This is a genomic window from Peribacillus sp. NPDC097284, assembly GCF_044761765.1.
In the GTDB taxonomy this organism is placed as follows: Bacteria; Bacillota; Bacilli; order Bacillales; family DSM-1321; genus Peribacillus.
Genome location: NZ_JBIWCZ010000003.1, coordinates 45,997 through 58,005, shown reverse-complemented (window position 1 = coordinate 58,005; position 12,009 = coordinate 45,997). Strand labels below are relative to the sequence as shown.

General features: G+C 38.7%; 13 protein-coding genes. 2 read left to right on the top strand and 11 right to left on the bottom strand.

Going from position 1 to position 12,009, the window contains the following annotated elements; translation table 11 throughout:
- Nucleotides 1–31: 31 nt before the first annotated feature.
- The 3 genes from ACIQXU_RS08320 to ACIQXU_RS08310 form a co-directional block, all read right to left on the bottom strand.
- Entirely contained in the window at nucleotides 32–877 is an 846-nt protein-coding gene (locus ACIQXU_RS08320; RefSeq protein WP_402988125.1) for a DegV family protein, read from the bottom strand.
- Nucleotides 878–1,009: 132 nt separating this feature from the next.
- Nucleotides 1,010–1,489, bottom strand: a complete 480-nt coding sequence (locus ACIQXU_RS08315) for a glutathione peroxidase (RefSeq protein ID WP_402869026.1) — start codon at nucleotides 1,487–1,489, stop codon at nucleotides 1,010–1,012.
- A gap of 78 nt (nucleotides 1,490–1,567) precedes the next feature.
- Nucleotides 1,568–2,110, bottom strand: coding sequence for a hypothetical protein (locus ACIQXU_RS08310; RefSeq protein WP_402869028.1), 543 nt, complete (start codon nucleotides 2,108–2,110; stop codon nucleotides 1,568–1,570).
- 182 nt (nucleotides 2,111–2,292) lie between these two features.
- Here ACIQXU_RS08310 and metA point away from each other — a divergent pair, with 182 nt between their 5' ends.
- Nucleotides 2,293–3,201 carry a homoserine O-acetyltransferase MetA gene (gene metA, locus ACIQXU_RS08305; protein WP_402869030.1) on the top strand — a complete coding sequence of 303 codons (909 nt, stop codon included), beginning with the start codon at nucleotides 2,293–2,295 and terminating at the stop codon, nucleotides 3,199–3,201.
- A 246-nt stretch (nucleotides 3,202–3,447) separates the two neighbouring features.
- Here metA and ACIQXU_RS08300 read toward each other — a convergent pair whose 3' ends face one another.
- From ACIQXU_RS08300 to ACIQXU_RS08275, 6 genes are all read right to left on the bottom strand, one after another.
- Nucleotides 3,448–4,143 (bottom strand): AIM24 family protein, encoded by a 696-nt coding sequence (locus tag ACIQXU_RS08300; RefSeq protein ID WP_402988802.1) that lies wholly within the window; start codon nucleotides 4,141–4,143, stop codon nucleotides 3,448–3,450.
- Nucleotides 4,143–4,838 carry a class I SAM-dependent methyltransferase gene (locus ACIQXU_RS08295; RefSeq protein WP_402988118.1) on the bottom strand — a complete coding sequence of 232 codons (696 nt, stop codon included), beginning with the start codon at nucleotides 4,836–4,838 and terminating at the stop codon, nucleotides 4,143–4,145. Before ACIQXU_RS08295 ends, ACIQXU_RS08300 begins: the two co-directional genes overlap by 1 nt.
- A gap of 209 nt (nucleotides 4,839–5,047) precedes the next feature.
- Nucleotides 5,048–5,476 carry a transcriptional regulator MntR gene (gene mntR, locus ACIQXU_RS08290; RefSeq protein WP_402869035.1) on the bottom strand — a complete coding sequence of 143 codons (429 nt, stop codon included), beginning with the start codon at nucleotides 5,474–5,476 and terminating at the stop codon, nucleotides 5,048–5,050.
- A gap of 94 nt (nucleotides 5,477–5,570) precedes the next feature.
- Nucleotides 5,571–7,742 carry a DNA topoisomerase III gene (locus ACIQXU_RS08285; protein WP_402988115.1) on the bottom strand — a complete coding sequence of 724 codons (2,172 nt, stop codon included), beginning with the start codon at nucleotides 7,740–7,742 and terminating at the stop codon, nucleotides 5,571–5,573.
- A 233-nt stretch (nucleotides 7,743–7,975) separates the two neighbouring features.
- Nucleotides 7,976–8,434, bottom strand: coding sequence for an aminodeoxychorismate lyase (locus tag ACIQXU_RS08280; protein ID WP_402956778.1), 459 nt, complete (start codon nucleotides 8,432–8,434; stop codon nucleotides 7,976–7,978).
- Nucleotides 8,424–8,804 carry a hypothetical protein gene (locus ACIQXU_RS08275; RefSeq protein ID WP_402869039.1) on the bottom strand — a complete coding sequence of 127 codons (381 nt, stop codon included), beginning with the start codon at nucleotides 8,802–8,804 and terminating at the stop codon, nucleotides 8,424–8,426. Before ACIQXU_RS08275 ends, ACIQXU_RS08280 begins: the two co-directional genes overlap by 11 nt.
- A 399-nt stretch (nucleotides 8,805–9,203) precedes the next feature.
- On the opposite strand from ACIQXU_RS08275, the gene ACIQXU_RS08270 reads away from it, so the two are divergent.
- Nucleotides 9,204–9,647 carry a DUF5392 family protein gene (locus ACIQXU_RS08270; RefSeq protein WP_402988112.1) on the top strand — a complete coding sequence of 148 codons (444 nt, stop codon included), beginning with the start codon at nucleotides 9,204–9,206 and terminating at the stop codon, nucleotides 9,645–9,647.
- Nucleotides 9,648–9,707: 60 nt separating this feature from the next.
- On the opposite strand, the gene ACIQXU_RS08265 is transcribed toward ACIQXU_RS08270, so the two are convergent.
- Nucleotides 9,708–11,045, bottom strand: a complete 1,338-nt coding sequence (locus ACIQXU_RS08265; RefSeq protein ID WP_402988799.1) for an amino acid permease — start codon at nucleotides 11,043–11,045, stop codon at nucleotides 9,708–9,710.
- Nucleotides 11,046–11,227: 182 nt separating this feature from the next.
- Nucleotides 11,228–11,860: a LysE family transporter gene (locus ACIQXU_RS08260; RefSeq protein WP_402988109.1), complete on the bottom strand. Its 633-nt coding sequence runs from the start codon at nucleotides 11,858–11,860 to the stop codon at nucleotides 11,228–11,230.
- Nucleotides 11,861–12,009 lie beyond the last annotated feature (149 nt).

Here is a 12,009-nt window from a genome sequence, read left to right as displayed (position 1 = left end):
ATGGTTCTAATTTTTAGAAAGGGAAATTGCCCTAAACTTCCTTGAACCAACTGATCCCGATTGTCTGTTCACCTGTATGCACCCCTATTGCACTACCTAGTGGTGATATATGTATTTTCACTTCTGGAAACTCTTCTGTAATCCTCTTTTCCCATGGTTCGGCCTGAACGGGTGAACCTCCGTACAAGATACTGCATTCTTTTACCTTGCCCAATGAAATGGATTTGCGTAATTCATGGAATATTTGATTTTCCGCTTTCTTAAGATTTCGAGTTTTCGTTTTGGTTTGCAGCAACCCATTCTCTATGGTTATGATCGGTTTTAAGCTCAATAGACTTCCAAGGTAATACTGAGTCCCCGTTAACCGCCCACTCCGGTGTAGTTGGTCTAATGAGCCAATCAAGACATATGTCTCATGGCTATCTGCATACTTCCGTGTAAGGGTGAAAGCTTCTTCCATTGAGAACCCGCTGTTTATATAGTGCATGAGCCTTTTTAATAACAGAATCATCGGATACGATATAAGCAAGGTGTCAAAAACATCCACAGGTATCGTGACAAGTTGTGCTGCCTGACGGCTTGAGGAGACCGTCCCACTCAATTTACTTGAGAGATGGATGGAAACCACCCGATCATATTCTTTTTCAAGTTTCCTATACAACTCGTAAAAGGTGCCCACGGATGGCTGGGAGGTGGTCGGGACCTTATTTTCCTCCTTCATTTTGCGATACAGTTCTTCAGGTAGTAGGTCGACACCATCTTCGTATTCCTCACCATCCATGATGACAATCATAGGAACGACATATACATGTTCATTTTGAGATAGTTCCTCGTCCAATAAAGCCGTACTGTCCGTAACCCATGCAATCCGTTCCATTGTTTCCCTCCTGGGTAAAATAGTTGTTACCTATTATATTCCACTTTATCCCCATTTTTCCCCCTTTAAATTACGGACCCTTTTATTCCTTAAATAAAAAGCCCACCGATAAGAACACGGTGGGCCATTGAATCATGATAGCAATTTTTTTATATCTTCTTCCATTTCAAGCGGTTTTGTTTTGGGAGCATAGCGGTTCACAATATTCCCTTCACGGTCGATCAAGAATTTGGTGAAGTTCCATTTTATTGACTTCGATCCCATCATTCCTGGTGCATTCTCCGTTATATAGCTAAATAGCGGGTGAGCATCCTTTCCATTCACATTCACTTTCGCAAACATTGGAAAGGTTACACCGTGATTGAGCTTACAATAGGAATCGATTTCAAGCTCGTCGCCAGGCTCTTGGTTGAGGAACTGATTGCAAGGAAACCCTAGAACTTCCAGACCGTCCTCTTTGTATTGCACATATAGGCTCTGCAGGTCATCATACTGTGGTGAAAATCCACATTTACTAGCCGTGTTAACTATAATCAATACTTTTCCCTTGTATTCCTCAAGCGAAATGACATCACCATTGATCTTTTTCACTTCAAATTCATAAATGGACATATATGATCTCTCCCTTTAGCCCTGATGAGGTCATTTTACCTTAAGTGAAGGAAACTTTTCCAGTTTGAGTGTTCTTGATTAGTTATTTAAAGAACCTTCAACAATTTGTATGGATTGTATCAGATACTCTACCATATCTTCTAAATCTTCCATTTGCTCTTCCTTTATAAGTCTTCCGAAAGAAATACCAAATGTTGAATGGCATGATGAGGATGGTTCTTTTTCACTAACCGTTTCAGAAGTGGTCAATTTAATGATTCTCTCACTCCCCCAAAGGGTCTCGAGTTCAATTAATATATTTCTAACTTCCAAGCTGTTGAGCTTTCTCGGTATGGAAATGAATAAATTCACGGCACAACCGGAATGCGTATCATTCAGGTTCGACTGCAGCAGCTCGGAACTTAAATTCTCCAGTGAAGCGTATACCTCAAAGCCGCCGGTCACAGAATCAGTATGCTCTGATTCTTTCATTTCTAACTCAATTTTATATTTCCTTGCAAGTGTTGAGAGATTGACGATATCATCACGACCAATAACCAATATATCCCCAATGAGGTCGCGATCATATACCGCTCCTTCCAATACCACTTTCATATTCTCATATGCTGTAGGATCAAACAATATCCATATACCCCTCTTCTAGATTCTTAACTGTCATAAACAAGTTTTATATAACTCATCATCATTTTACCATTCTACAAAATTCTTATGAGGATCTAAAAAAATAAAAAAATTGCTTTTCTATTTTTAAATTTTCTATATAATTGAAATATTATGATTTCACAAAGGAGGCAAAGCTAACTATGCCAATCAAAATACCAAGACACCTGCCAGCTAAAGAGATTTTAGAAGAAGAGAACATCTTTGTAATGGATGAGGAACGGGCAATCAGCCAGGAAATCCGGCCATTAAATATATTGATTTTAAACCTTATGCCTGAAAAAGAAAAAACAGAGGCACAGTTACTGCGTTTTCTTGGCAACACGCCTATTCAAGTAAATATATCATTTCTGGGTTTGAGTACCCATGAATCCAAAAACACAAGTAAATTTCATTTAAATCAATTTTATAATTCTTTTGAAGACATTCGTTCAAAAAAATATGATGGGATGATCATCACGGGAGCACCTGTCGAAAAGATGGACTTTCAAGAAGTTAATTATTGGGAAGAATTAAAAGATATCATGAACTGGTCAAGCAAAAATGTCACATCCACCCTACATATTTGTTGGGGGGCTCAAGCAGCTCTATACCACCATTATGGTATAGGCAAATATGAGCTTCCGGAAAAATGCTTTGGCATCTATAAACATGAGGTTCTTGAACCGAATGAAGACCTCGTCCGTGGCTTCGACGATTATTTCTTGGCTCCTCATTCTCGCTATACTGACATAGATTATCAAAAGTTAGTGAATCATCCCGAACTGAAAATCTTAGCACAATCAGATCAAGCCGGTGTGTTAATAGCCGCTTCCACCGATTCAAAGAGAATTATGGTGACTGGTCATTTCGAGTATGATGCGGGAACGCTCGGTGACGAATATAAACGCGATATTGAACGCGGAATCGAAACCCAGCTCCCCGAAAACTACTTTCCGGATAATGACCCATCTAAAACTCCGTTGCATCGTTGGAAAAGTCACTGTAGCCTCATGTTTTCCAACTGGCTCAATTATTACGTCTATCAATCCACGCCATATGATTGGGATTGAAAGCGAAAGAAAAAAAGGGTCTTTGTCCGTTGATTGCCCTTTTTGGGGGAACCTGCCACACATCTGTCTAAGGAAAAATCCTGATGAGAAACTCAGGATTTTTTTATTTCGCACTAGAATGAAATGATATTGAATACCTATGTCTGTTAAATGCAAACGTGTATCTACTCATCCTTTTTCTTCATTCTCAAATAATTCATTTACTACTCTTCTATTATCATAAAAAAAGGAATCTAATTTTACTTTTTAAGACTCTTTATCGCCAAAATATACTTCTTCATAGGGCTGGACAACAATAAACCCCTGTCCTTCGAATTTCATCTGAACTGACTCTCCGCTTCCTCTCCCAAAAAATGATTTCAAGGATACATCCGTTACGAAGTCTGGCTGTAAGTTCCCTGACCAGGCGACGGTCGCATTTGGATCTGTATAGACTGGCTTTCCCTCTTCAACAAGTAAAGTGAGGGGTTCGTAGTGTGATGTGAACGCAACCATCCCATTTCCTTCAAGCCTGACATTGAACAATCCACCAGCCAACAATCCGGCAATGCGTCTCATCATTTTAATGTCCCATTTCACACTTGATTCAAAGGCAAGTAAATCATTGCCGTTTATACAAATGGCCTCTCCATTCAATTGTATAATCGAAATCTTCTTTCCTTGGTCGGCCACATATAGCTTCCCTTTCCCTGTCGCTTTCATTAAAGAGGTACCTTCACCAGTAAAGGCTTTCTTAAATAATTTTCCAATCCCATGCTCCAGCATGCCTTCTCGTTCGAACTTAATACTGCCCCGGTATGAAATCATCGTCCCCATTTTAGCCCAGATTTGTTGTTCGAGATTGATTTCAAGAATTCGTTCCGTCTCCAGTTCAAATAATCCCTGGCCCTTATCCTGCTGTTTCGTTTTTTCGACAAATTGATTGATATGATATTTTTCCATCATTGAATACCTTCTTTTTGAAAGAGGAAGAGCCACATAAATGAAACGGATTGTTTCAATTCTTTTGAAAAGTGACCTAGCTTGGAGTAGTCCACCCCTCTTTTTTCAACACCAGTCTCAGCGACTAGCTTCCAACCAGTAGATAGTGCAAGCTTTTCAAATTCCCAGGCCTGCATCGTATTCATGATCACATCTTCACCAAATAACCGTTGGTAACTAAATTTTTTACGAGGCTCCGCCGTAGGTCCTAGTATTCCAAAACATACATATCCCCCGGGCTTTATAATTCGATGTATTTCCTTCATCACCGTCAGTGGCTCACCAGTATATTCAAGTGAATTGATCACCAAAGCGGCATCCATTTCATCATCCTTAAATGGGAGACTGTAAAAATCTCCTTGAGTAAAAGAAAGGCCGGGTTGTTGGTCGGCATTTTCCTTAGCCAATTCAACCATGACGGTTGAAAGGTCCACACCTGTAACAATGTAACCGGCTTGGGCGAGTTTTGAAGAACCGACTCCGTCTCCGCAACCTATATCCACAACCTTCGATGCCGCCTCCACATACTCAGAAAAGAAAGGAATGATCTTTTTACGACTACCGGTCTCCCACATTTCCTGTGAATTCTTCGCCCATGTAGGGGCAAAAACATCCCATTTCTTTTCTGCTTCTTTATGCCAAGTTTTTAAATTCAAATGTTATTCCCCCATTTCACATAGTTTTTCAGATTTACTGATCGCACTTTTTCATGATTTAAATGGATATATTTTATGGTATTTCAAAATATCCCCTTTATAATAGCTATTCTGTTTTAAGACTAAAAATCCTCTTTTCCCCGTCATGTGGTTGCTTATTTAAGAAACGAATGATGGTTTTAGAGCAAAAAAAAACTGCCCATGGCAGCTTATTTTGCATTTTCTTCATTTTTCTTTTGTATATTTCTTAAATCCTCAACCCGGCTAGGTGATTCCTCAAAGAATTCTACAAGGTCACCAATTCGGTCTATCGCATTCCAGCTCAGGTGATGCTCGATTCCTTCAACATCATGGTAGATATTTTCTTCCTTGACCCCTATCAATCGTAGCATCTGCTCCAATAATTCATGACGGTAAACAAGTCGTTTACCCACTTTTTTACCATTTGCTGTCAAAACCAAACCACGATACTTCTCATAGATTAAATACTTTTCGTGGTCTAACTTTTGTACCATCTTCGTCACTGAAGAAGGATGTACAGAAAGGTTTTCAGCAATATCCGAAACCCTTGCATATCCTTTTTCTTCTATAAGTAAATATATCTGTTCTATGTAATCCTCCATGCTCGGTGTAGGCATCAGGAATCCTCCCATTCAAACGCATATCTAAAAATCTTACTATAAAAACGACCCTGAAACAAGATTATATCGTCTCAGGGCATGGTAGAAACGCTTAATTTTGCTTAACTGGTTGATCCGATATAAATTTAAAAATTACCTTCTTCTCGGTATCAGACCAAATTAAAGCAGCATCAAACGTCTTGTCCCCTTTTTTGAAACCACTGATCACATCGGTTTCTCCATGGGATAAAAGCTTTTTAACATTGACCTGACTGATTTTTTTATTAAGGATTTTTTTTGAGACGGTAAAGTTACATTTGGTTTTCTGATAACTTGCACATCCATAGAATTCCCCTTTATCGACAACTTTAGCACCACATTTCTTGCAACTTCCTACTGATGTCACACTTTTTTTCTTAAAACCCGGTCTTTGAATCGAATCGATATCTAAACCTTGAAAGTCCCAGGTTTCACAAGACTCAACGGCATCGCTAATAATCTTTGTGGACATCTTTTTAACGGCTTCCATGAAAGCACCCGCGGAAGCCTTACCTTCCCCGATTTCCCTTAGGCGCTGCTCCCATTTAGCCGTCATTTCTGGAGAAGCAAGGATTTTCTCGCCAATTGCGGTAATGAGAACCTTCCCTTTATCGGTTGCAAATACCTGGTTTTTCTTAACATCAATATATTTTCGATCTTTCAGCATGGTAATGATCCCCGCACGTGTCGCTTCGGTTCCTAAGCCTTCTGTTTTCATCAGGACCTTTTCAAGCTCTTCATTTTCCAGATGCTTTCCCGCCGTTTTCATCAAGGTTATTAGCTGACCCTCTGTATAACGCTTCGGCGGCTGGGTTTTTCCTTCTTTCACTTTTACCTTGGACACTAGCCCAGAATCCCCTTGCTTAAGGAGGGGTAAAAGAACATCATCATCTTTCTCATCTTGAAAAATGACCTTACGCCATCCTTCTTGAATCTGCTGTTTACCCTTTGAAATGAACTCGGCCCTCTTCTCGACCTTTGTCTTGATCGTCGTGTAATCAAAAATGGCTTTTTCATAATGTGCCGCAATCAATCTGCGTACCACTAAGTCATATATATTACGTTCCTCACCGGAAAGTCGTTTTGGATCTACAACCTGTTCTGTCGGAATGATGGCATAGTGATCAGTAACTTTTTTTTCGTTAACAAATCGTTTATTGTCGCTGATACTGGAGATAGGTAACGGGAAAAAGGGTTGATATTCTGAAAATCCACTTAATTTTTGCATAATGTCCGGAAATGTTTCAGCTTCGCCTTTTGTGACATAGTTGGAATCCGACCGTGGATAGGATACAATTCCTTTTTGGTATAAACTTTGAACGATATCCAGAGTTTTTTTAGGTGAGTACTTATAGAGCTTATTCACAGTTGCTTGCAGTGACGACAGATTAAATAGGAGCGGAGGCTGAAACTCTTTTCTTTCCGTTGTCATATCGGCAATTTCAGCTTCTTTCCCCTTACAAAATGCAGCTATTTTCTCTGCCATCTCTTTAGTCTGGATTCTCGAATCATTGTTTTGTTGCCATTTTCCCTGATATTTCTTTCCATCCATCTTGAAGTCTGCAAATACTTCCCAAAACGGTTCTGATTTAAACCGTTCAATTTCTAATTCCCTTTTGACTATCAAAGCAAGGGTTGGGGTCTGAACGCGACCTGCTGAAAATACATCCGATACGCCCTTTTTTTTCAAGAGAATGCTATATACCCTTGATGCGTTCATGCCTACTACCCAATCCGCACAAGCACGCGTATACGCTTCGTGATAAAGCGGCCTAGTTTTCTCTTCACTGATCAGATTTTGAAACCCTTCATATATGGCCTTTTGAGTCAGTGAGGAAATCCACAAACGTTTCATCGGCTTTTTGACATGGCATAGTTGAATGATATTACGTACAATCAATTCCCCTTCGCGACCAGCATCCCCAGCATGAATGATTTCATCAACATTCGGTTTTCTCAGCAAAGTCTTGACCACATTGAACTGTTTGGCCTTTTGGCGGGTCACTTCGTATTGAAATTTTTCCGGTATCATCGGCAGGGTATCAATCGACCATTTTTTCCAGTTAGAATGATAGGTTTCCGGTGATACTAGTTGACATAAATGACCGACTGCCCACGTTACATAAGCGCCATCGGGGAAAAGCTCGTTTGGCATGATTTCTATATATCCTTGCTGTTTCTTCGATTTAAATTGAGCTGCCAATGTTGAACCTTGATCAGGTTTCTCGGCAATGATCAGCTTCATATTCTCTTCACCTAATCCGTTACAAAATACTTTCACACTTATATTATACCTTAATTATGAAAATCGGAAAGATAGGGGGTCGCTTTTGTCCCAGGTCCCCATTTGAAAACATTGAACTATCCTGCTGCATTCAGGTAGTCAGTTCGAAAATGATATGGCGTTTGTAGACGACATAAAAGGCCGACTATCCATTTGATAGTCGGCTTTTCATATGAGTTGCTTCATTAATATGCTTACTTAAAGATAATAGAGATTATTTCCTCAGTCTCCATTTCACTATCTATCACATAAGAACCCGGACGTAAATTGTTCGCCTTGCCCTTCTTTTCGACTTCATTAAAGAAATCTTGGGCATTCGGGATGATTTTCGACCGTTTAAGATGTTTACCAACATCAATGCTGGTCATGCCTTTGGTAACTTTCAGGACCGTCCGATAAATAATCTTTTCGCTCGTCCCTTTTTCAGCTACCTCCTGGTTGGCTTTCAATTCATCAAGTTGCTCTTGATATTCTTTTTCGGTATGAATGACATACCCTTCAGAAGTTAACTTGTTTTTCATCTCATCATCAGATAATTTTTCTACTGTTTTTGTGCTAGCCGTTTCTTCAGAATCGAAGAAATATACTGCTCCGCATATACCTGCTGCAACAAGAATGCCACCGGCAAAGCTGCGCATCGATTTAGATGTCATTGACAACTTTTCTCCTTTCGTTCTTTGCTTTTATGTAAGGAGCAAGTAGGTTTTCTATGTCTTCAATAGATCGTTCTTTTTTTGCTGCTATGCTATCGATTGAATATCCACGTTTATATAAATCTAGTACATCGTGCAACAAAATCCACTTCTCAGGGGGTCCAGACAGCAAACCTGCTTCTTGTGCCATTATTTCAGCATCTATCTCAAGACTTCTTATTTGCATTTGTAATTGGCTTACTTCGTCTCCAAAAGTACTTGTAACCTGTTCAATTTGCTGTTCTACTTTCATCGAATCCGTCTTTATAAACGAAAAAATGAAGAGTAAAACTGCCACACCAAACAAAATGGCTAACGTCCATGACATCATTCTATTTCCTCCTTAACCTTATAAATCCTTCTAGCTTACTCATTATAGCTGGATTTAGCTGAAAACTCGATTTTAATTAGCCGAACCTTGATAAAACAGAACAAAAGTCATGCATTTATGACAAAAAAATACGTGATTACTAAATTATTAAAGATTTTCATGTATAATCCCCCATTTTCCTATCCCTAAAATTCTTCTACTCTTTCTCACTCTTACTAGCCATTTCTCGTGTACCCGCTTTAACGTATAATAAATGACAAATAATTTTTTACACGTTAGAATGTATGTAATAACAAATTACTATGTAATACGAAGCAAATTTAAAATGATTATATTAATGGATGTTTTTTTATATAGAAAGAAAAACTACAGAAGCGATATATACTGAAGGAGGATACGATGAATATAAAGGTCAAGAATATTCCACACTCAATGCAAAGTGAATTGAAGAAAATCCAAATGAAATTAAATCCCTTATTGAAGAAAAATATGAAGTATGGTTTCTTCTCCACCGTAATGATAGGATTTTCCGTCATAAATCTTTTTTTCCTCTTGTTTATGAATGATTCTTTTCCTATTTCTAAAATAGCACTATGTATTTATGCACTAATAGGTGCAATAGGATTTGCTTTAATGAAAGAAAATAAACATAACCAAAAAGAAATAGTGAAAATGAGCCAAAAGTTTGTCCTTGAGAGAATGAAAAAAAGTACCTATCTAACGGATGCAAGGAAAAATAATTATTATCAAAAAGTGAATGAGCACCCTTTTTTAGCAATGAATGTTTTCATTGAGTTTCTGGCCGAAGAAGAACAAAGAAAGAACAACTCCTCCCATAGTTAAATCCGTTAACAAAATCTAAACAAAAAATGGAACCCGACACGATAAGTCTGGTTCCATTTTTTAATCTAGTTCCGATCTTTTTGCCCTCGCCGTCATCGCCTTGTCCTTATTCCAAACCTTTAACTTCATATAAATGGTAGCAAGACCGATGATCATGATGAATAATAAACTAATGAAGAACCCAGGACGTATCTCTTTTTCAAGAAGGGTTCCACTAACTGTTATAAGTATTAATACAATCCCGAAAACCGCAATGACTTTACTCCACAATTTATGTTCGAGAATTTTAAGCGAAGAAAGTATGATGAAACCCCAATTATACAAAAGTAAGATACCAGCTGATGTTGTAATGTATTCATAAATCTTTCCTGGCAGTAGTAAAGCTGTAATAATTGACCCCAGGAGTCCGATGGCTGCCAGAACGAGAGAAGGTAACGGAAGATCTTTAAACTTCTTTATCTTCTTCATGAAAAATGAAGGGGCATTTCCATCATCTGCAAGCGTCACCAACAAATTGGTTACCCCAAATAATGAAGCGGTCATCGTTGAAAAGCCTGCTATAATGATGGCTCCATTAAAAACATGCGGAAAAAATGAAAGATGATAGCTATCAATGGCTGTTACAAAGGGACTTTCTTTTTCACTGAATGCATCCAAAGAAACCATTGTCACGGCTAATCCTAAAGATATTACATAGATGATGGTCAGCACTAAAAGCATGATGGTTCCTGCCTTTTGCGCATCTTCTTTCTTTTTCAACTGCATCGCCATCAGCCCTATCACTTCAATGCCACCAAATGCATAAAAAGCATAAATGAGCGATGTCCAAAAACCTTTCATACCTTTTGGAAATAATTCATGGTACGTATTCGGAAATGAAGGCGGCTTCCCACCATCTAGTCCAAACCAACCGACTACCGCACATATGGCAATGATGATAAACATGAAGATAGCCGCTGTCTTGATAACTGCAAGGATGTTTTCAACTCTGTCAAAACCCTTTGTTCCCAGCAAAACGACCACTATTGAAACAAGTGCGAATCCAGAGGCAAATAGCCATAATGGCACCTTTGGAAACCAAAATTGAGAGAGGAGCGAAAGTGCTGTTAGCTGGCTCCCCATTATCAAAATATTGGAGGACCAATAATTCCAGCCACTGCTAAAGCCAGCCCATCTTCCGAATGCTTTATTAGCATAATAACAAAATGAACCCTTTTGAGGGTCTGCAGCTGTCATTTTAGCAAGCAGATTATATACGATATATGTACCTAACGCAGCCAATACAAAGGAAAATACAATGGATGGTCCAGTTGTTTTAATTCCTATTGTCGAACCTAGAAAATACCCTGTCCCAATCGTGCATCCGACACCGACTAATGATAGCTGCCACCATTTCATGTCACCTTGTTGTTCACTTGATGCAGAGTTTTTAGCGGCATTCCCTTTTGCTGAGTTGCAATTGGCTTTTTTTTCATAAGAATTCCCCCTTCCATCATCCATAGTATGAATAAACCTTCAATGAATTATGTTAGAAAGAAGTTCCATAATGAAATAGAAATGTGTTAAAGGGATTTAGAACCTTATGAAACGATGGCTTTAATGCCTTGATAAGCAAAATAACCACCAAAGCCTAAAAGTGATGCACCCGAGGTGATGGATATGACCCTTAAGCTTCTTTCTGTTAAAAATCTCCTAAACCCATTCGTCAATAAGGCTACAAAAAAATCCCAGCAAGTGAGGCCCAGAAATATCATCCCACTATAAATGAATACTTGTGACGTACCATAACTGGATGCGGTTTTAGCTAAAATCGACCCGTATATCCCTAACCAAAACAAAATGGATAATGGACTGGTTACCGACATAATGAACCCGGTTAAAAAACAGGAAAGTAATGAATCCCTATTTCTATATTGATTTAAGGTTATTTTGTTGGACTGAACAACGCTTTCGAACCCCGTATAAATGAGAACGAATCCACCAAAGAGCCAAAGGAAAATTTGAACGACTGGTATCTCTAAGAACCTTACCATGCCAATATAAACTAAAATCATGAAAATGGCATCTGCTATCATGGATCCTGCCCCTACAATCCACGCATGCCAAAATCCATTCTTGATTCCTTTATCTATTCGAGCGGAATTTACCGGCCCAATCGGGGCAGCAAGGGTTATTCCTAAAAAGAAGTAACTTAAAAGTAAATGTACACTCAAAAGCATCCCTCCATTCGTTTAGGTAATAACTTGTACATTCTATGAGAAAATCCCCAACCTATTACTTTTACCTGGAAGGTTCTGTGCACAATCTAAGTCTGAATCACCCCATATTTAATATGAATACATAAATCAAGCACACGACATCT